13 protein-coding genes are annotated in these 19,064 nt (G+C 70.0%); 5 read left to right on the forward strand and 8 right to left on the reverse strand.

The window, feature by feature from the left end; genetic code table 11:
* Positions 1-11: 11 nt before the first annotated feature.
* The 6 genes from CIK81_RS13290 to CIK81_RS13315 form a co-directional block, all read right to left on the reverse strand.
* Entirely contained in the window at positions 12-980 is a 969-nt protein-coding gene (locus CIK81_RS13290) for a deoxyribose-phosphate aldolase (RefSeq protein ID WP_241964166.1), read from the reverse strand.
* Complete coding sequence (gene iolC, locus CIK81_RS13295; RefSeq protein ID WP_096165795.1) at positions 977-2,011, reverse strand: 5-dehydro-2-deoxygluconokinase; 1,035 nt, start codon at positions 2,009-2,011, stop codon at positions 977-979. The genes CIK81_RS13290 and iolC overlap by 4 nt, the downstream gene beginning before the upstream one ends.
* Before the next feature lie 293 nt (positions 2,012-2,304).
* On the reverse strand, positions 2,305-2,694 hold the full coding sequence (locus CIK81_RS13300) for a tautomerase family protein (protein ID WP_096165794.1): 390 nt from the start codon (positions 2,692-2,694) through the stop codon (positions 2,305-2,307).
* Positions 2,695-2,787: 93 nt separating this feature from the next.
* The gene (locus CIK81_RS13305) at positions 2,788-3,792 is read right to left on the reverse strand and encodes a sugar phosphate isomerase/epimerase (protein WP_096165793.1); all 1,005 of its coding nucleotides are present in this window, start codon (positions 3,790-3,792) and stop codon (positions 2,788-2,790) included.
* A gap of 94 nt (positions 3,793-3,886) precedes the next feature.
* Positions 3,887-5,083, reverse strand: a complete 1,197-nt coding sequence (locus CIK81_RS13310) for a Gfo/Idh/MocA family protein (protein WP_096165792.1) — start codon at positions 5,081-5,083, stop codon at positions 3,887-3,889.
* Positions 5,084-5,138: 55 nt separating this feature from the next.
* Positions 5,139-6,749 (reverse strand): MFS transporter, encoded by a 1,611-nt coding sequence (locus CIK81_RS13315; RefSeq protein ID WP_096165791.1) that lies wholly within the window; start codon positions 6,747-6,749, stop codon positions 5,139-5,141.
* A 411-nt stretch (positions 6,750-7,160) separates the two neighbouring features.
* Here CIK81_RS13315 and iolD point away from each other — a divergent pair, with 411 nt between their 5' ends.
* From iolD to CIK81_RS13340, 5 genes are all read left to right on the forward strand, one after another.
* Positions 7,161-9,071, forward strand: coding sequence for a 3D-(3,5/4)-trihydroxycyclohexane-1,2-dione acylhydrolase (decyclizing) (gene iolD, locus CIK81_RS13320; protein ID WP_096165790.1), 1,911 nt, complete (start codon positions 7,161-7,163; stop codon positions 9,069-9,071).
* Positions 9,072-9,119: 48 nt separating this feature from the next.
* On the forward strand, positions 9,120-10,616 hold the full coding sequence (locus tag CIK81_RS13325; RefSeq protein ID WP_114355804.1) for a CoA-acylating methylmalonate-semialdehyde dehydrogenase: 1,497 nt from the start codon (positions 9,120-9,122) through the stop codon (positions 10,614-10,616).
* A 437-nt stretch (positions 10,617-11,053) separates the two neighbouring features.
* The gene (locus CIK81_RS13330; protein WP_241964167.1) at positions 11,054-12,031 is read left to right on the forward strand and encodes a TIM barrel protein; all 978 of its coding nucleotides are present in this window, start codon (positions 11,054-11,056) and stop codon (positions 12,029-12,031) included.
* A 77-nt stretch (positions 12,032-12,108) separates the two neighbouring features.
* Complete coding sequence (locus tag CIK81_RS13335) at positions 12,109-12,978, forward strand: sugar phosphate isomerase/epimerase (RefSeq protein ID WP_096165788.1); 870 nt, start codon at positions 12,109-12,111, stop codon at positions 12,976-12,978.
* A gap of 145 nt (positions 12,979-13,123) precedes the next feature.
* The gene (locus CIK81_RS13340; RefSeq protein WP_096165787.1) at positions 13,124-14,284 is read left to right on the forward strand and encodes a Gfo/Idh/MocA family protein; all 1,161 of its coding nucleotides are present in this window, start codon (positions 13,124-13,126) and stop codon (positions 14,282-14,284) included.
* Between the two features lie 256 nt (positions 14,285-14,540).
* Here the strand turns inward: CIK81_RS13340 and CIK81_RS13345 are convergent, their stop codons facing one another.
* Together CIK81_RS13345 and CIK81_RS13350 are read right to left on the reverse strand one after the other, a co-directional pair.
* Complete coding sequence (locus tag CIK81_RS13345; RefSeq protein ID WP_114306830.1) at positions 14,541-17,630, reverse strand: alpha-mannosidase; 3,090 nt, start codon at positions 17,628-17,630, stop codon at positions 14,541-14,543.
* A 25-nt stretch (positions 17,631-17,655) separates the two neighbouring features.
* A complete protein-coding gene (locus tag CIK81_RS13350; protein WP_199586375.1) occupies positions 17,656-19,017 on the reverse strand; it encodes a glycosyl hydrolase in 1,362 nt (453 codons plus the stop codon).
* Positions 19,018-19,064 lie beyond the last annotated feature (47 nt).

The raw sequence follows: 19,064 nt of genomic DNA on the forward strand, positions 1-19,064 counted from the left end.
GTCGTCTGTCGTCAGCGGAGCATGTCGACCGAGGCGGTCACCGCGGCGGTGACATCGTCGTCGGCCGGATACAGCAGGGTGCGACCCACCACGAGGCCGCGCACGTTCGGGCGGTCCAGAGCCCGCTTCCACGTGGCCCGCAGGGTATCCGGATCGTCGTTGGCGGGGTCGCCGCCGAGGATCAGCGTGGGCAGGGTGGTCGCATCCATGACCCGCTCCATGTCGTCCACCGCGGGGAGCTTCAGCCAGGTGTAAGCGCTGGTGGCGCCGAGACCCTGGGCGATGTGGATGGACTTGATGACGGCCTCGGGGCTGAGATCATTGACGATCTTGCCGCCGCCGGGCCGGCTGGACATGAACGGTTCGACCATCGCGATCAGCTCGTGCCGGGCGAGGTCGGTGACAGCGTTCGCGCTGGCCTCGAGGATGAACGAGGTGCGATCGTCGGCCAGGTCGATGCGGGTGAGCATCTTCCCGCCGTCGAAGCCCGACTGCTTGATGGCAGCGGCGTCGTAAGCGGTGAAGCGATCCTCGATCTCCCACGAGCTGCCCTGCAGGCCGCCGCGGTTCATCGAGGCGAAGACGATCTTGTCCTCGAGCGCCCCGAGCAGCAGCAGGTCCTCCAGGATGTCGGCAGTGCCGAGCACGCCGTCCACACCGGGCACGGCGAGCGCCTCGCGCATCCTGTCCAGCAGCTCACGCCGGCTCTCCATCGCGTGCGGGCGGCTGCCCACACCGAGGGCGCCGCGTGCGGGATGGTCCGCCGCGATCACCATCATGGTGCCGTCGGTGTCCGCCACGGTGCGGCGGCGACGCGCGGCCGCCAGGCGGGCGATCCGCGAGGGATCCTCCAGGCGCACCCGCGTGACCTCGTCGTAGGTGCTCACGAACTGGTTCGCGGCACCTGCGGCCTGGGCCGCGGACTGAGGGGTGGAGCGGGAAGCCGTCTGGGAGGTGGTCTGGGAGGCGGTGCTGCTCATGCGGTCTTCTCCGGGGCGGGGGCGTCGACGCCGCGATTGCGGAGCGCGCCGAGCATCTGCTCGACGGTCTGCCCGTGGTTGGGGTCGCCGCCGGCGACCAGCAGGTCGATCTCCTCGCCGGTGGGCATCGCCGTGGAGCACTCCAGGCGGCTGGTGACGATGGCGCCGGCCGCATTGCACCTGGTCAGAATGGTCTCGAGATCCTGGCCGGCGAGCAGACCGTGGCAGAGGGAGCCGCCGAAGCTGTCCCCGGCGCCGAGGCCGTTGATGACCTCGATGAGGTTCGGGGCCACCTCGACCCGGCTGTCGCGGGTCTTGCCGAGCACGCCCTTGGGGCCCTGCTTGACGATCGCGATCTCGACACCGGCCTCGAGCAGGGCGTCGGCCGCGCGCTCGGGCTCGGTCTCGCCGACGGCGACCTCGCACTCCTCCTTGTTGCCGACCGCGACGGTGGTGTGCTTGAGCGCCTCGCGGTACAGCTCGCGGGCCTCCTCCGGGGAGGACCAGAACATCGGGCGGTAGTCGAGGTCGAAGACGGTATGCGCGGTGCGGCCACGGGCCTCGAGCGCCGCGAAGTGGGCCGAGCGGCTCGGCTCCTCGGAGAGCCCGGTGCCGGAGAACCAGAACAGCGGCACGTTCCGGATGGCCTCGAGGTCGAGGTGCTCGGGCGCGACCTGCAGGTCCGGGGCGCTGGGCTTGCGGTAGAAGTACAGCGGGAAGTCGTCCGGCGGGAAGATCTCGCACAGGGTGATCGGGGTGTTCAGCTCGTTGTTCGTGACGACGAACTGACCGGAGACTCCCAGGCGCTCCATCTCCTTGACCACGTAGCGGCCGAAGGGATCATCGCCCACTCCGGTGATCACGGCGGGGGTGTGCCCGAGCCGAGCCGCGGCGACGGCGACATTGGTGGGGCTGCCGCCGAGGAACTTGCCGAAGCTGTTGATGTCCTCGAGCCCCTTCTCGATCTCCAAGGGGTAGATGTCGACACCGCTGCGACCGAAGGTGATGATGTCGAGGTCGGGTGCTGCCATGATCTCAGAGCCTCTCTGCGTTGAAACCTGGGCGGTGACCAGGGCTGTCTGCCCGGTGGTACCGCTCGATGGTCCTATCGTGCCATTGCCGGAATCATTTGTCCAGACAAATGAGCGAACATGTCCGGAAGGAGTGGGGAAGGGTGCAGGGTGGATCCGCGTGAGGCGTAGCGCGAGGCGGTGACATGCCCGCCTCAGAGCCCCGGCACGGACCGGGCTCCGGGGCCCGGTCCGCTGGGCTCCGGGCCGCGGGGCCCGGGCTCCGGGCAGAGTTCCCGGTGGCGAGCTGCGAGTCAGAGCTCCCCGGTGAGGAACTGCGCCCGACCATGGCCGAAGGACCAGTCCTCGCGATCGTTGTGCACGACCGAGATGATGAGGTCCTCCGGCCGCACCAGGTCCGCTGCGGCGAGACGCTCGGCGAGCGCCGCGTAGACCGCCTGCTTCTGCTCGGTGCTGCGCCCCTGCTGGGTGACATGGATGATCACCACGCCATCGCTGCGCTCGATCCCGAGCCCTGTGTCCTCCGCGAGGATCGAGCCCACGGGCAGTGTCTCCACGATCTGGTACCGGTCCCCCGCCGGCGCGGAGAACAGCTCGAGCATGACGTCCTGGACGATGTCCGCCATTCGGCGCGACTGCTCAGGGGTGCGGACGGCCTGCTGGGTGATGCGTACGAGGGGCATGATCAGTTCCTTGTCAGGTGAGGAGGGGCGCCGTGGATGACGACGCGTCGGACCGCACGCGCGCTGGAGGCGGCGCGCAGCCCGGGACGGCTCTCAGAGGCCGGACTGTGCGGCGGCGGCCAGGAGCGTCTTCGCGCCGCGGGCGATGCCCTCGACGCGGTCGAAGGCGGCATCCTCGTGCTCGATGTTGACGTTGAGCTGGGGATCCACTGCGGCGAGCGCCGCCAGGAACCGGCTCCAGTACTCGGCGTCGTGGCCCTCGCCGATCGCGACGAAGCGCCATGCCGGGTCCTCCGGCCAGGTCGAGCAGTAATGGCCCATCCCGGTGGGGGTGCGCTGGGCGGGGTCCTCCGGCACGGGGCCGAAGTCGGTGTCCAGCACACCGCGGGTCGCCGCACCGGGCAGCACGGAGGTGTCCTTCGCGTGCACGTGCGTGATGTACGAGCCGAGGCGCTCGATGCAGTCGATCGGCTCCATCTGCTGCCAGAACAGGTGCGAGGGGTCGAGGTTCACGCCGATGTTCGTGGGCTCGACGAGCTCGACGAAGCGCTCGAAGCTGGGCGGGGAGAACACGAGGTTGCGCGGGTGCATCTCGAGGGCCACCTTGACGCCGTGCGTCCGGGCGAGGGCGTCGATCTCCTTCCAGAAGGGCACCGCGACGGACCACTGGTACTCGAGGATCTCCAGGTCGATGCCGTTCCAGGGGTTCACGATCCACGCCGGGTAGCGCGCGCCCGGATCGGTGCCCGGGGTGCCGGACATGGCCACCACGTCGCGCACGCCGAGCAGCCCGGCGAGCTCGATCGTGCGGCGCAGGTCATGGGCGTGGCCGAGACCCTCGGTGGGCAGGGGCGAGAGCGGGTTGCCCGACGCCGTCAGGCCCGTGAGCTGCATCTCGGCGTCGGCGAAGACCTGCAGGAACTCGCTGCGTGCGCGCTCGCTGGCGAGCAGGGCGTCGACCGGGGCGTGCGGGGAGGGGATGAAGCCGCCGGTGTTGACCTCGGCTCCGGTCAGTCCGATCCCGCGCAGGACCTCGAGGGCCTCGGGAAGGGTGCGATCCTGCAGGCAGGCGGTGTAGGCGCCGTAGGTGAACGACATGGGGTCTCCTCTCAGGGAAACGGGTGAGGTGGGGTAACGCGGGTGAGATGGGATCACGCGGGCGACGGGTCACCCGGGTGACGGGTCACGAAGGTCAGGAGACCTCGATCGCGGAGCCGCCGTCGGCCGCGGAGCGGGCCACGGCATCGAGCACCCGCATCTGGCGGTAGCCGTCGGCGAAGGTGGCGCACTGCGGCAGGGCGCCCTCCGTGATGCCGGCGACCTGCTGCAGGAAGGCGTGCGCCTGGTAGGTGAACTGTTCGATCTGGTTCAGGCCCACGCCGCCGAAGGCCATCGAGGAGCCGTTGCCGAAGTAGGGGAACTCGGGGTTCACCAGCACCTGGCGCATTCCGCCGAGGCCCGCGGGCGAGGAGGAGTCGGCGATCTGGATCTCGCCGGTGCGGTCCAGGGACCAGCTCGCGGTGCCGCCGGTGCCCAGAACCGTGAGCGCCTTGTAGTTGGGCAGGCCGTGGGCGACGCGGGAGACGGAGAAGGTGCCGGCCGCGCCCGAGGCGAAGCGGGCGGTGAAGGTCGCGACGTCGTCGTTCTCCACGGCCTCCTTCGGGGCGTCGGCCGCAGCAGCGACACCGCGGCCGCCTGCGACGGCGCCGCCGGCGACCGGGCGCTCGGAGATGGTCTGCACGAGCTGCGCGCCGGAGACCTCGACCACCGGGCCGAGGATCAGCTCGGCCGAGTCGACCAGGTGGGAGCCCACGTCGCCGAGCGCGCCCGAGCCCATCGGGCCCTTGTACCGCCAGGCCATGGGCACGTTCTCGTCGGCGCCGTAGTCGCACCAGTAGCGGCCGTCGAGGTGCGCGATCTGACCCAGCGCACCCTCGGCCGCGAGCTTGGCGAGCATGGCGACGCCGGCATTGCGGCGGAAGGTGTAGCCGGTGGCGAGCACCAGGTCGGGGTGCTTCTGCTCGAGCGCAGCCATCGCCTCGGCGTCCTCGAGGGTGCCGGCCAGCGGCTTCTCGCACAGCACGTGCTTGCCGGCCGCGGCCATGGCCTCGGCGATCTCGCGGTGCAGGGCGTTGCCCACCACGATCGAGACGATGTCGATCGAGTCGTCCTCGGCGACGTCGCGCCAATCCCCCACGGCCTTCTCGTAGCCGTAACGGGCCGCGGCGTCCTCGGCGAAGGGCAGGTGGGCGTCCGCGATCGCGGCGAGCCGCACGGGCGGCAGGCCGAGGTCGTAGACGGTCCCGGCCTGTCGCCAGGCGTTGGCGTGGGTCTTGCCGGCCATGCCGGCGCCGATGACGGCCACGGAGAGTGGTGCGGAAGAGGTCATGTCAGGTCCTTTCGGGGGTGATGCGGGGGTAGCCGTCAGGGAAGGGTCGAGGCGGTCACCGCAGGCGGATCACGCCGCCGGCCTCGCGGAACTCCCACTCGATCCGTTCGAGCGAGAACTTCTTGGTCTCGGGGATGCGCAGGAAATACCAGATCACGGCGAAGATGTTGATCCCCGCGAAGATCGCGTAGGTCGCCACCGGGCCGATCCCGTCCATCATCACGGGGAAGGTCACGGTGACCGCGAGGTTCGCGATCCACAGGATCATCACCGCGAAGCCGTTGGCCGCGCCGCGGATGGCGTTGGGGAAGATCTCCGAGAGCATCACCCACATGACGGGACCGGGGCCGGACTGCATGCCGAGCATGAACAGCACGATCACGACGACCACGAGATAGGGCACGAACTGCGGGATGTCCGGAGAGACGGCCCCGTCGGCCGAGATGTACGGATTGATGCCCAGCAGGAAGATCGCGGTCATCGCGATCAGCGAGAGGGTCAGGATGGTCTGGCCCACGAGCAGCACCTGGCGCCTGCCGAAGCGCCGCAGGGCGAGCAGGCCGGCGGCCGAGCCGATCACCGAGGCGAGCCCGGTGAAGACATTGAGGATGATCGAGGCCTGGGCATCGAAACCCGCCGCCATCAGCACCTTCGGGGCGTAGTACATCATCGTGTTCACACCGGTGAGCTGTTGGAGGATCGCGAAGATGCCGCCGAAGATGATGATCGAACGCAGCCAGGGGACCTTCAGGCCGGCTCGCAGGGTGAGCTTCGTGCGCTTCTCCTCCGCCCGACGGTTCGCCTCCATCTCGGCGACCTCGACGGTGATGTCGTGCTTGCCCTCCACGCGCACCCGCTTGAGGTTCGCGATCGCCTGGACCAGCTCGCCGCGGCCCACGTGCCAGCGGGCCGACTCGGGCATCATGCGGATGCCCAACCACAGGGCGATCGCGGGGATCGAGCAGAGCAGCAGCATGAAGCGCCAGGCGTGGCCGTTGCCCTCGGAGACGGTGAGTCCGCCGATCCCGGCCAGCAGGCTCCACGAGGCGGTCTCGCCCGCCTCGAAGGTACCCGACGGGTCCCCGGCGACGACGGCTTCGGGGCCTCCCTGGAGCGAGGCGATGAGGGCGTTCATCCCGAAGGCGACGAATTGGCCGGTGACGATCATCAGCTGGTCGACGGCGACCAGCATGCCGCGCTGCTCCTTGGGAGCGGTCTCGGAGAGGTAGACGGGCACCGTGGTCGAGGCGCCGCCCACGGCGAGGCCGAGCACGAAGCGCGCGGGGTACAGGACCCAGAGGCTCGGGGAGAGTGCGCAGGCCACCGCGCCGACGAAGAACACGAGGGCGAGGATGATGATGTTGTGCCGGCGTCCGTAGCGGTCCGAGAGCCGCCCGCCGATGATCGCGCCGACGGCGCAGCCGCCGAGCAGGAATCCGCCGACGAGCCCCTCCTCGAGAGAGGTCAGGGCGAGGCCGCCGGCCTCCTTGGGCATGTACATATAGGGCAGAGCGCCGGAGATGACCCCGGTGTCGTAGCCGAAGAGGAAGCCGCCCAGGCAGGCGACGACCGCCAGCAGGCCGATGGACCGTTTCGGTCCGGCGGCGGGCGTGGTGCGGACGAGCTCGGAGATCCGAGTCCGTTCCGCGTGATGCGACTGGCTCATGTTCCCTCCTTGGAACCTGAGGCCGGCGCGAGGGTCGCTGCCCTGCGCCGGGGCCGGTCCGGGACCGGTGGGAGTCGGGATCCGGACACGAACGCACCTGGGGATGACGCCCTTGTCTTCCAGGAGCCACCATCACGGCGATTCATGTCCGGTCGAAGTGAGTTGAGGTCACTGACTTGGACGCAAGTTAGCACACAGGTCACACCCGACGGAACCCGGACGTCGTGCGGATTCGCGGGTTCGGACGGAGCGATCGCGCCACCACCAGCGCCGTCTTGTCCTAACAAACTCTTGACAAGGGTGGTGATCGCTCGGCATGCTGGGCACATCTGAACTCACCGTCGAGTCCCTGCGACAGATGGTGTCACCCAGGGCCCGCCCTCGCGGCGGAGTCCGCACCATGGAGGCAGCATGAGCGTCCCCCCGACGACCCCCGCCGGCACCGTCCGGCTCACCGTCGCCCAAGCCCTCGTCCGATTCCTCGCCGCCCAGTTCACCGAGCGCGACGGAGTGCGTGAGCGAACGATCCCCGGCGCCTTCGGGATCTTCGGCCACGGGAACGTGGCCGGTGTGGGCCAGGCCCTGCTGCAGAACGCGACCGATCCCGGCGAGGGCGAGAACCCGCTGCCGTACTACCAGGCGCGCAACGAGCAGAACATGGTGCACTCGGCCGTCGCCTATGCACGGACGAAGAACCGTCTGCAGGCCCTGGCCTGCGCGGCCTCCATCGGCCCGGGGTCCACGAACATGATCACCGGCGCCGCCCTCGCGACCGTGGACCGCATCCCGGTCCTGCTGCTGCCCAGCGACATCTTCGCGACCCGCACCGTGGACCCCGTGCTCCAGCAGCTCGAGGACGAGACCGGCGGGGACGTCTCCGTCAACGACGCCTTCCGCCCCGTCTCGCGCTACTTCGATCGCATCTCCCGGCCCGAGCAGCTCATCCCCGCCGCACTGCAGGCCATGCGTGTGCTCACCGATCCCGCCGAGACCGGGGCGGTCACCCTGTCCCTCCCCCAGGACGTGCAGGCCGAGGCCTTCGACTGGCCGCTGGAGTTCTTCCGCGAGCGCACCTGGCACGTCGGCCGTCCGGTGCCAGAGCCTGCCGCTCTCGAGCGTGCGGTCGCCGTGATCCGCTCGGCCCGTCGGCCCGTGCTCATCGCCGGCGGCGGCGCCATCTACTCCGAGGCCAGCGCGGAGCTCGCCGCCTTCGCGGACGCCACCGGGATCCCGGTGCTCGACACCCAGGCCGGCAAGGGCGCGCTCAGCGCCGACCACCCGCTTTGCATCGGCGGCGTCGGCTCCACCGGCAACAACGCGGCGAACGATCTCGCCGCCGAGGCCGACGTGATCATCGGCGTGGGCACCCGCTACACCGACTTCACCACCGCCTCCCACACCGCCTTCCGCAACCCGGACGCGCGTTTCGTGAACCTCAACATCAAGGCGTTCGACGCGGCCAAGCACTCCGCGACCATGGTCGTCGCCGATGCTCGCACCGGCCTGGACGCCCTGCGCGAGGCCCTCGGCGAGTACCGCGCGCCGGCCGGGCACAGCGCCCTCGCACAGAAGAAGCGGGCCGAGTGGAAGGAGCTCGTCGAGCCCTGCTTCCAGCCCCACGACCAGGAGCTGCCCGCGCAGACCGAGATCTTCGGGGCCCTGAACGAGCTGATGGGCGACGAGGACATCGTCATCAACGCCGCGGGCTCCATGCCCGGCGACCTGCAGGCGCTGTGGAAGGCCCGCTCCCCGATCCAGTACCACCTGGAGTACGGCTACTCCTGCATGGGCTACGAGCTGCCGGCCTCGCTCGGCGTGAAGATGGCCGCGCCGGACTCGGAGGTGGTCGCGATCATCGGCGACGGCACCTTCCAGATGGCGCCGCAGGAGATCGCCACGATCGTCGCCGAGCGCATGAAGGTCATCCTGGTGATCCTGCAGAACCATGGCTGGTCCTCGATCGGCTCCCTCTCGGAGTCCCACGGCTCCCAGCGCTTCGGCACCAAGTACCGGATGCGCGACGAGCAGACCGGGATGCTGGACGGCGACAAGCTGCCCTTCGACATCCCGGCGAACATCCGCTCCTACGGCCTCGAGGTGCAGGAGGTCTCGAGCGCCGCCGACTTCCGCGAGGCCTACCGCCGCGCCGAGGCGTCCACCGAGGCCACCGCGATCGTGGTGAACACGGACCTGTACGGGCCGAACCCTCCCGGCAACGGCTGGTGGGACGTGCCCGTCTCGCAGGTCTCCCGCCTCGAGTCCACCCAGCAGGCCTTCGCGCAGTACGAGGCGGAGCAGGCCCCGCAGCGCCACTACCTCTGAGCACCCGCCGCTCACCCCCAGACCACCCGACTATCGAGGAGAATCCCCATGGGACATGACGTCAAGCACTGGATCAACGGCCGCGAAGAAGCCGGCACCGGCTCCACCCAGCCGATCCTGAACCCCGCCACCGGCGAGGAGATCCGCACCCTCCACCTGGGCGATGCCGCCACCGTCGACCGCGCCGTCGAGGTGGCCGTCGCCGCGCAGCGCGAGTGGGTCCAGGTGTCGCTCGCCAAGCGCACCCAGGTCTTCTACCGCATGCGCCAGCTGGTGATCGATGCGACCGACGAGATCGCCGAGGTCATCTCGCAGGAGCACGGCAAGACCGTGGGCGACGCGAAGGGCGAGATCGCCCGTGGCCTGGAGACCCTCGAGTTCGCCACCTCGATCACGCAGGACCTCAAGGGCGGCTTCTCCGAGAACGTCTCGACCGGAGTGGACGCGCACACCATGCGCCAGCCGCTCGGCGTCGTCGCGGGCATCACCCCGTTCAACTTCCCGGCCATGGTCCCGTTCTGGATGCACCCGGTCGCCCTCGCCACCGGCAACGCCTTCCTTCTCAAGCCCTCCGAGCGCGATCCCTCCGCCTCGAACATCGTCGCCCGCCTTTACCAGGAGGCCGGCCTGCCCGACGGCGTCTTCCAGGTCATCCACGGCGGCAAGGACACCGTCGACGCCCTGTGCACCCACGACGACGTCTCCGCGGTCTCCTTCGTGGGCTCCACCCCGATCGCCAAGCACGTCCACGCCACCGCGTCGGCCGCCGGCAAGCGGGTCCAGGCCCTCGGCGGCGCCAACAACCACGCCGTGGTGATGCCCGACGCGAACATCGAGTTCGCCGCCTCGCAGGTCGCCTCCGGCGCGTTCGGCTCCGCCGGCGAGCGCTGCATGGCCGTCCCGGTCGCCGTGACCGTGGGCGACATCCACGACGAGTTCCTCGCCGCGATCACGGCCGAGGCCGAGAAGCTCGTGGTCGGCCCCGGCGACGACGAGAAGACCGACATGCCGCCGGTCATCACCGCCGAGGCGCGTGAGCGGGTCATCCGGATGACCGACGAGGCCGAGAAGGCCGGCGGCCGTGTGGTCGTCGACGGCCGCGGCCTGGTGGTCGAGGGCTACGAGAACGGCAACTTCGTGGGGCCGACGGTCATCACCGATCTGGACCGCAGCCACGCCACCTACACCGACGAGGTGTTCGGTCCGCTGCTCGTGGTCATGCAGGTCGACAACTTCGACGACGCCCTGGAGCTCGTGAACTCCTCCCCCTTCGGCAACGGCACCGCGATCTTCACGGACTCCGGTCACTACGCGCGCCGCTACCAGGAGGAGGTCCAGGTGGGCATGATCGGCATCAACGTGCCGATCCCGACCCCGGTGGGCTACTACTCCTTCGGCGGGTGGAAGGACTCGCTGTTCGGCGAGCACCACGCCCACGGCCCCGAGGGCCTCAGCTTCTACACGAAGCAGAAGGCCGTCACCACTCGCTGGCCCTCCCAGAACGAGACCGTCGAGAGCTCGATGAGCTTCCCCACCCACGACTGACCGTCCACCTGCGCCGGTGCATGGTCAGCCCTGCTGTGGCGGGCCGAGCGCCGGGCCAGGTATGGCGGGCCGAGCGCCGAGCCAGGTGTAGCGGGCCGAGCGCCGAGCCAGGTTCGGCGGGCCGGGTGGCGGGCCGTGTGGCGGGCCGGGTGTCGAGCCAGGTGTGGCGGGCCGAGCGCCACCCCTGCAGCCCGACCCGGGGCTCGGCCGCCGCACATCAGGCCGAGCCCGGCGGCAAATGTGAGCTGTGGACCGATGCGGACCCCTCACATCGGTCCACAGCTCACACTTGTCACACTTGCCACTCCCGCTGGCCCGCACGACCCCTCATCAGGCTCACCGGGCACCCCGGACCCCGTCGCCGGCCCGCACGCTCGCCGGCCCGCACCGTCCGCGGATCCGGGCAGCCCCCGTCCGACCTTCGAAGGAGCAGTGTCTTGACCACCATCGACCCCGACCGCAGCGTCGACCCGCAGGCAGGCCCCCACATCGACCGTTCCCGCAACCCCGAGCCACCGTTCGACAAGCTCACCATAGGTGTCTGCCCTGATCAGTGGGGCGTGTGGTTCCCCGAGGACGAGAAGCAGATCCCGTGGCGCACCGCGCTCGGCGAGATGGCGCAGGCCGGCTTCTCCGTGATGGAGACGGGGCCCTGGGGCTACTTCCCCAAGAATGCCCGCGAGCTGCAGTCCGTGATGGACGAGCACGGCTTCCAGGTGGTCGCCGGCACCGGCTGGGGCATCCTGCACAAGGAGGAGGCCTGGCCGGAGACCGAGCGGACCTTCCGGGCGATCGCCGAGACCCATGCAGCCGTGGGCGCGGAGTACATGGTGCACCTGCCCCCGATGTACCGCGACGAGAAGACCTGGGAGTTCACCGACGATCGGCAGCTGACCGGCGATGCGTGGAAGCGGTATGTCACCAACGCCAACGAGCTGGGCCGGATCATGAAGGAGGACTACGGGCTGACGATGGTGCTGCACCCGCACGGGGACAGCCACATCGAGACCCCCGAGGAGATCGCGCGCGTCTTCGAGGCGACGGATCCCGAGCTCGTGAGCTTCTGCCTGGACACCGGGCACATCATCTACGGCGGCGGCGACCCGATCGGGATGATCGACGAGTACCCCGACCGCATCGGCTACGTGCACATCAAGGCCTTCGACCCGGACCTCACGCGGGAGGCGCACGAGAAGGACTGGCCCTTCGGCGAGGCCGTCGCCAAGGGTGCCTCGGTGTGCCCTCCGAAGGGCCTGCCGGACATGAAGGACCTGGTCGCGAAGCTCGCCACGATGGACAAGGAGCTCTACGTGATCTGCGAGCAGGACCTCTACCCCTGCGATCCCGCCCTCCCGCTGCCCAACGCGATCGCCACCCGCGAGTTCCTCGCCGACTGCGGTCTCGGGATCAGGTGATCCCCGGTCCACCGGACCCCGCACCCCGTCCCACCGCGCACGACGTCCCGTCGGCCGCCCGACCCTCAGGAGACACCATGGTCAAGATCCTGCTGGACCCGAGCATGTACCACCCGCACCTCTCGGTCGCCGAGGAGCTGCACAAGGCCCGTGAGCTGGGCTTCAACTATCTCGAGCTGTCCCCGCGCGCGGACTTCCACGAGTGGCATCACTACCCCAAGGTGGACCGTCACCAGATCGCCGAGGTCAAGCAGGCGATGAAGGACACCGGGGTGAAGATCTGGACGTTCAACCCGGTCTTCGACTGGGCGAGCCCGGACGAGCAGGAGCGCCAGGCGCAGGTGCGCAACTGGACACGGATGCTGGAGATCGCCGACGCCCTCGAGGTGCCGCTGATCGCCACCGAGTTCTCCGGGGACCCGCAGCGCGCGCTCCAGAGCGAGCACCAGTTCTACCGCTCGATGGAGGAGCTGGGCCCCGTCTTCGAGAAGTACGGACTGGAGTGCACGATCGAGGCGCACCCGTACGACTTCGTCGAGGAGAACGACCAGGCCGTGCAGATCATCCGGGGCGTGGACCGCGACTGGCTGAACTACGAGTTCTGCTTCCCGCACGCCTATCACCTGGGCCGCGGCGCCCGGGACCCGCGCGAGATGATGGACTACGCCGGGGATCGCCTGAAGCATCTGCACATCGCGGACGTCTTCGACCACACGGCCAACGTGGGCAACCGCTACATCATGAACCCGCCCGGCGTGGACGCCCGGATCCACCAGCACAACGAGATCGGCAACGGCGAGGTCGACTGGGACAGCGCCTTCGCCTACCTGCGCGAGCGCGAGTACGACGGGCCGATGTCCGTGTGCGTGTTCGGCTGGGAGGAGGAGGCCGACGCCATCAACGTGCGGATGCGCGAGCGTCTGCTCGCAGAGTTCGACGGCGACTGACGACGGGCCGTCCACGGCCGGCGGCTGGCTGACTGCCGACGGCTGACGACTGGCGGTTGCCCACGGCCGACCTCTCGGGGCTGACCACGCACCTCGCACCACGAACACGGCGTGCCCTCGCGCCGCCCCACCTCAGGAGAGCACCATGCAGGACATCGGTATCGGCGTCGTGAGCCTCGGCTGGATGGGACGTCTCCATTCGACCTCCTACCAGCGGATCCCGTCGCGCTTCCCCGAGCTCGGCGTGCGGCCTCGGCTCGTCGTCGCGGCGGACCCGCTCGAGGCGAACCACCAGGCCGCGACCGAGCAGTTCGGCTTCGAGAAGGCGGTGGCGAGCATCGACGAGGTGCTCGCGGACCCGGACGTCGAGGCGGTCTCGATCTGCTCGCCGAACTTCCTGCACCGCGACTTCGCGGTCAAGGCGGCGCAGGCCGGCAAGCCCTTCTGGATCGAGAAGCCGATGGGGGTCTCCGCCGGGCAGTCCCGCGAGATCCACGACGCCGCCGCGGCCGCAGGAGTGGCCACGGCGGTGGGATTCAACTACCGCCATGCGCCTGCCGTGCAGCATCTGCGGGAGCTGGTCTCCTCCGGTCGCCTGGGCCGGATCACGAACGTGCGCTGCTGGCTCAACGCCGATTACGCCTCCTCCCCCGAGAGCGCTCTGACCTGGCGCTACGACCGGGAGAAGGCCGGCAGCGGGGTGATCGGCGACCTCCTCTCGCACGGCGCGGACCTGGTCGAGTACGTGACCGGTCAGCGCATCGAAGAGGTCACCGCGACCTCGGACGTGTTCATCCCCGAACGTCCGATCCCGACATCCGCCGGAGTGGGGCACGGCGGCATCGAGGTGGGCAGCGAGCGCGGCCCGGTGCAGAACGAGGACTGGGTCGCGGCCCTCGCATCACTGGCCGACGGCGCGCACGCCACCCTCGAGTCCTCCCGGGTGGCCCACGGGCATCGCAGCGACTACGCCCTGGAGCTGTTCGGCACCGAGGGCTCGGCACGCTGGTCCTTCACCCGCATGAACGAGTTCGAGGTGATGCTCGAGGACCGCGGCACCGAGCACGGCTACACCACGGTGCTGGCCGGCCCCGGGCACGGCGACTACGCGCGCTTCCAGCCCGGCCCCGGCATCCCCATGAGCTTCGACGACCTCAAGACCATCGAGGCCGCCGAGTTCCTCTCCGACATCGTCCACGGCACCCGCCTCGCCCCGAATGCGGCCGACGGGCTCGCCGCGGCCGAGGTGTGCGAGGCCGTGGTCCGCTCCGCAGCGAGCCGGGCATGGGAGCGCGTGCCCCGCTGAGCCGAGCGGAGCTGAGGCGAGGCGAGGCGGGGGCCCACCCGCCCCGCTGACCTGCGGCTACGCCGACGGCCACCTCTACAGCTGCGGCTACGCCGACGGTCACCTCTACGGCTGCGGCTACCCCTACAGCTGCGGCTGCGGCTGCGGCTGCGGCTGCGGCCCACCCTCACACGCACGCACGCGACTCAGCGGACCGCGCGGCTCGTCGGCCCCGGTGCGGTGCCGACGAGCCGGCCACCGCACCGGGGCAGCGAGGTCAGAAGGTCGCGCGCACCGTCGTGATCTCGAAGGGGTTCAGCCGCAGCGGGATCCGCTCCCCCTGCGCCTGCGCCGCACGGTCTGCGAGGGGCGACTGCTCATCGAGCGGACGCTCCAGGAGATCGACGACGGTCAGCGAGCGCGCTCCGGGGACGGAGAGCTCGGTGAGCGCCCGTCGGCCCTCGGACTCGTACAGCCGCACCAGCAGATCGCCGGAGCGGTCCTCGGCGCGCTTGACGGTCTGGATGCGCGCGCTGCTCTCCTCGAGGGTCGCCAACGGCTCCAGCGGTGCCGAGCGGTGGAGCGTGCGCTCCGCCTGGTTCAGCGCCTCACCCATGTCGATCGCGTCGGCGACGCCCGCCTGAGGGCGGATCGCGTAGCGCACGGTGTACTCGCCCTCCTCGGCCAGGGGGTCCGGGAACTCCGCGGCCCGCAGCACCGTCGCCCGCAGCACGGTGGTCGTGCCCGCGCCGTTCTTCCCGCGGAGCACCCGGCGCACGTCGTGCCCGTACGAGGAATCGTTGGCCAGGGCGATGCCGAAGTCCGGCTCGGCGACGCGGACCCATCGATGCGCACAGGTCTCGAACCGGCCGAAGTCCTCGTTCGTGTTCACAGGGATCGGCCGGTCGATGTGCCCGAACTGGATCTCGCTGCTCATCACCGCGGCCCGCACGTCCAGGGGGAAGGCGAGCTTGAGGACCTTCTTGCGCTCATGCCAGTCCAGGTCGAGATCGATGCCCAGCTCGGTCGCCCCCGGGGCGACGGAATAGGTGAGCACGATGCGCGACCCGACGCCGACCGACGGCGCCCCCGCGTAGGGACGCTCCGGGAAGCCCTCAGGACGGGTCCGGTAGGCGACGGCCACGCGCACGGTGCCGTCATCGTCGGTCGTGACCTCGGGAGCGGACTCCGCCTCGAGATCACGGTGCACGTGGCGGTAGAACTCGTCGATGTCCCAGGAGTCCCACGCATTGGGAGCGTCCCGGTGCAGCTGGAGGAGGGCTCCCCCGGCGCCGGGAGCGATCGCCTCTCGGCCGTCGCGCCCTGCGCGCAGCGAGGTGAGCAGACCCCGCTCGTCGATCTCGACATGCAGCTCCGGGGTCTCCACGACCAGGTTCCCGCCCTCACGGGACAGCGTCGGGGCCGCAGCGGGCGGCTCGGAGACGTCGGCGCCGAGCGGGGCGACGCCCTGCACTGCGCGCGAGCGCGAGTTGACGAGCTGCTCGGTGCCGCCGTCGCCGTCGCCGAGGGCCTGCAGCGCCGCGGCCACCAGGGCCTCGCCGCGCTCGGTGATGTACGCATAGGAGTGCTCCGCCTCGCGGTGCACCCAGGCGATGGAGGAGCCGGGCAGGATGTCGTGGAACTGCAGCAGCAGCAGCTTGTCCCACAGGGAGTCGATCTCGTCGTGGGGATAGGCGAAGCCGTCCACCAGCTGCGCCGCCGTCGCGCTCCACAGCTCGACATCGTGCATCAGCGCCTCGGTGCGGCGGTTGCCCTGCTTGCCGTGGATCTGCGAGGAGTAGGTGCCCCGGTGCAGCTCGAGGTAGAGCTCGCCGTTCCAGAGCGGCGCGTCGGGGTATTCCTCCTGGGCGCGGGTGAAGAAGTCCTGCGAGGTCGACCATTCCACCTTCGGCGCACCGTCGAGGTCGGCGAAGCGCTCCTGCGAGCCGATCATCTCGCGCGTGGGGCCGCCGCCTCCGTCGCCCCATCCGGTGGGCGTCAGCCCGAGGTGGCTGGCGCCCTTGTCCTTGAAGTTCTTCTCGAAGTGGGCGAGCTCGGCGGCGGTGAGCTGCCCGTTGTACGCGTCGATCGGCGGGAAGTGCGTGAACTGGGTGGTGCCGTCGATCCCCTCCCACCGGAACGTGTGGTGGGGGAAGGTCGAGTACTGGTTCCAGGAGACCTTCTGGGTCAGGAAGAAGTCGTTGCCGGCGAGCGCGCAGATCTGCGGCAGCGCGGCCGAGTAGCCGAAGGAGTCCGGCAGCCAGGTCTCCTTGGTCTCGATCCCGAACTCGTCGAGGAAGAACTTCTTGCCGTGCAGGAACTGGCGGGCCAGCGCCTCGGATCCCGGCATGTTGGTGTCGGACTCGACCCACATGCCGCCCACCGGCACGAAGCGGCCGTCGGCGACATGCCGGCTGATGCGCTTCCACAGCCCGGGGTACTCGTCGCGGATCCACTGGTACTGCTGAGCGGAGGAGCACGAGAACGTCAGCTGCTCGTAGTGCTCGAGCAGCCAGCACACATTGGTGAACGTGCGCGCGCATTTGCGTCGGGTCTCGCGCACCGGCCAGAGCCAGGCCGAATCGATGTGCGCGTGGCCGGTCGCGACCACGGTCAGGGCCGACGCGTTCGCGGGGGCCTCGAGCGCGGGACGCAGCGCTTCCCGGGCCTCGGGGGCGCTCGCGTGGAGGTCGTCGGGGTCAGCCGCGTCCAGCGCCGCGGTCAATGCCGCCATGAGATCGAAGCGTCGCGGGGACTGCTCGGGCAGCGTGTGCATGAGCCCGTTCAGGGCCACCACGTCCTGCTCGAGCTCCCAGATGCTGCGGCTGCGCCAGGCCAGGCGCAGCTGCGTGAGGTCGTAGATCGGGTCCTCCCCGGCCGTCGCCTTGTCGCCGAGGGCGGTGGGCGTGAAGGTCCAGTCCCCGGGCACGTTCGGGTTCGCCGCGCATTCGAGGTAGTAGTCGACCTGCTCGCCGGCTTCGAGGGTGAGGTACTGGTTGAAGGGGTTGATCGCCTTGACGGTCTCGCCCTCCGGGGTCCAGATGAGCGCTTCGGCCTGGAAGCCGGGCATGTTCGTGAACGACAGGTCCAGCTGGAGCTCGACATCGCGCTCCTCGTCGACGATCCAGCTCTCGGGGACCGTCCCGGTCACATGCAGCCACAGCGTCGACCACGGCCGGCCCCAGCGGTCGCCGACGGCGATGGGGGCGTAGGTCTGCTCGCGCGCGACCTCGAAGGGCACCGGCTCGTCCGGCACCTCCCAGGCCTCGATGGTCAGAGGGGCGGTATCCAAGTGGCGCCGGGCAGGCAGGAGCTCGCCGAGGAACCGGCGAACGCGATCCTCACTGGTGGGTCGATTGTCGTGCACGGGGGTCTCCTTCGTTGCGGACGGGTCAGCGCCGTGCCGCGCGGCGCAGGTTGATCGGTGCCGAGGGGCTGGCGTTGTGGTCGATGGCCTCTTCGGTGCGAGCCTCGTCGGCGGCAGTGACGAGGCGGCAGGGTCTTCCCTCGAGGGCTTCAGCGACCCAGCGGGCGAAGATCTCTCCGCGGGGCCCCAGGACGGAGCGGTCGGAGCCGTCCCGGGCGAGGTCGGGGACGGACAGTTCGGCGACGGGCTGCTCAGCGAAGGGGCGGGCAGCGTCGGGCTGCGCGTCGACGGGCTGCTCAGCGAGGAACTGCTCAGCGAAGGGCGGTTCGGCACGTTCCCCGACGCCCCCGCCCCCGTGCTCCGCGCGGAGCTCCGCGGCGAGAGCCCCGATCGCCTCGCCGATGGGCTTGGTGCGACCGTGCTCGTCGAACAGGCCCAGGCTGTACTCGACCTCGGGGAAGTCTCCGAGGTCACGGCTCACGTCGTGGGAGCACCACCAGGTGACCGCCTCGACGGCGGGGTGGGCCACGGCCGAGCGGATGCTCGTGTCCGCGAACTGCGGCGCATGCTCGGCGTCGACCCAGGGGGTGGGCGCGCCGATCTCCTGCAGCCAGATCCGACGGTCCGCGGGGGCACCGAGGTGCCGCCGCCACAGGTCGGCGACCTCGATGAGATAGCGGCCGTAGAGCGCGAGCGCGGGATGCCCCTCGCCGAAGGTCTGGCCGGCACCGGTGAACACCCAGGAATGGACGGTGGTCGAGGCCCCGAGGGTCACCGCGTCGGCCGGGGTGAAGGGGTGATCGTCCTTGAACCACAGGGTGTCGTCGAAGCTGTGATGGCTGCGTCGCCCCGGAAGGTGCTGATCGACCGTCTCGAGGAGGTCACGGGTCCAGGCAGTGGCCTCCTCGCTCGTGACGGGGTGCGGATCGGGGTGGTAGGACACGGCGAACTGGCCGATCTCGTTGCCGAGGGTCATCCCGGTGACGTGGGAGCGCTCGGCGAGCTCGCCGCCGAGCACGCGGGCGAGCTGCTTCTGGGCGTCCACCACGTCCGGGTCGGTGAACATGTTGCGCCGGTGCCAGGTCGAGATCCACGCCGGGAGGAAGTCGTAGCTGGAGAGGTGGCCCTGGAGCAGGTCCACGGAGATGTCGAGTCCCTGCTCGCCGGCCAGATCGACCACGGTGAGCACGTCGTCGACGGCCCGGGAGGAGATCAGGGTCCGGTTGGGCTGGAGGACGGGCCACAGCGGAAAGATCCGCACGTGGTCGAGACCGAGATCAGCGATCTGCGCGAGATCCTCCTGGATCTGGGCGGGCTCGATCTCCCCCCAGGTGTGGAACCAGCCCCGGCGCGGGGTGTAGTTGGCTCCGAGCGCGGCGTGCGACACGGTGAGCTCCTGCATCGTCGATGTACTTAACCGCTTAAACCTATCAG

Source organism: Brachybacterium sp. JB7, from assembly GCF_003335205.1.
GTDB lineage: Bacteria > Actinomycetota > Actinomycetes > Actinomycetales > Dermabacteraceae > Brachybacterium > Brachybacterium alimentarium.

What these genes read in the sequence shown, in the direction of transcription:
- CIK81_RS13325 (WP_114355804.1), top strand. Translation starts at nt 9,120, where the DNA reads ATGGGACATGACGTCAAGCACTGGATCAACGGCCGCGAAGAAGCCGGC.
- CIK81_RS13310 (WP_096165792.1), bottom strand. Translation starts at nt 5,083, where the DNA reads ATGACCTCTTCCGCACCACTCTCCGTGGCCGTCATCGGCGCCGGCATG.
- iolD (WP_096165790.1), top strand. Translation starts at nt 7,161, where the DNA reads ATGAGCGTCCCCCCGACGACCCCCGCCGGCACCGTCCGGCTCACCGTC.
- CIK81_RS13335 (WP_096165788.1), top strand. Translation starts at nt 12,109, where the DNA reads ATGGTCAAGATCCTGCTGGACCCGAGCATGTACCACCCGCACCTCTCG.
- CIK81_RS13305 (WP_096165793.1), bottom strand. Translation starts at nt 3,792, where the DNA reads ATGTCGTTCACCTACGGCGCCTACACCGCCTGCCTGCAGGATCGCACC.
- iolC (WP_096165795.1), bottom strand. Translation starts at nt 2,011, where the DNA reads ATGGCAGCACCCGACCTCGACATCATCACCTTCGGTCGCAGCGGTGTC.
- CIK81_RS13290 (WP_241964166.1), bottom strand. Translation starts at nt 980, where the DNA reads ATGAGCAGCACCGCCTCCCAGACCACCTCCCAGACGGCTTCCCGCTCC.
- CIK81_RS13340 (WP_096165787.1), top strand. Translation starts at nt 13,124, where the DNA reads ATGCAGGACATCGGTATCGGCGTCGTGAGCCTCGGCTGGATGGGACGT.
- CIK81_RS13315 (WP_096165791.1), bottom strand. Translation starts at nt 6,749, where the DNA reads ATGAGCCAGTCGCATCACGCGGAACGGACTCGGATCTCCGAGCTCGTC.
- CIK81_RS13300 (WP_096165794.1), bottom strand. Translation starts at nt 2,694, where the DNA reads ATGCCCCTCGTACGCATCACCCAGCAGGCCGTCCGCACCCCTGAGCAG.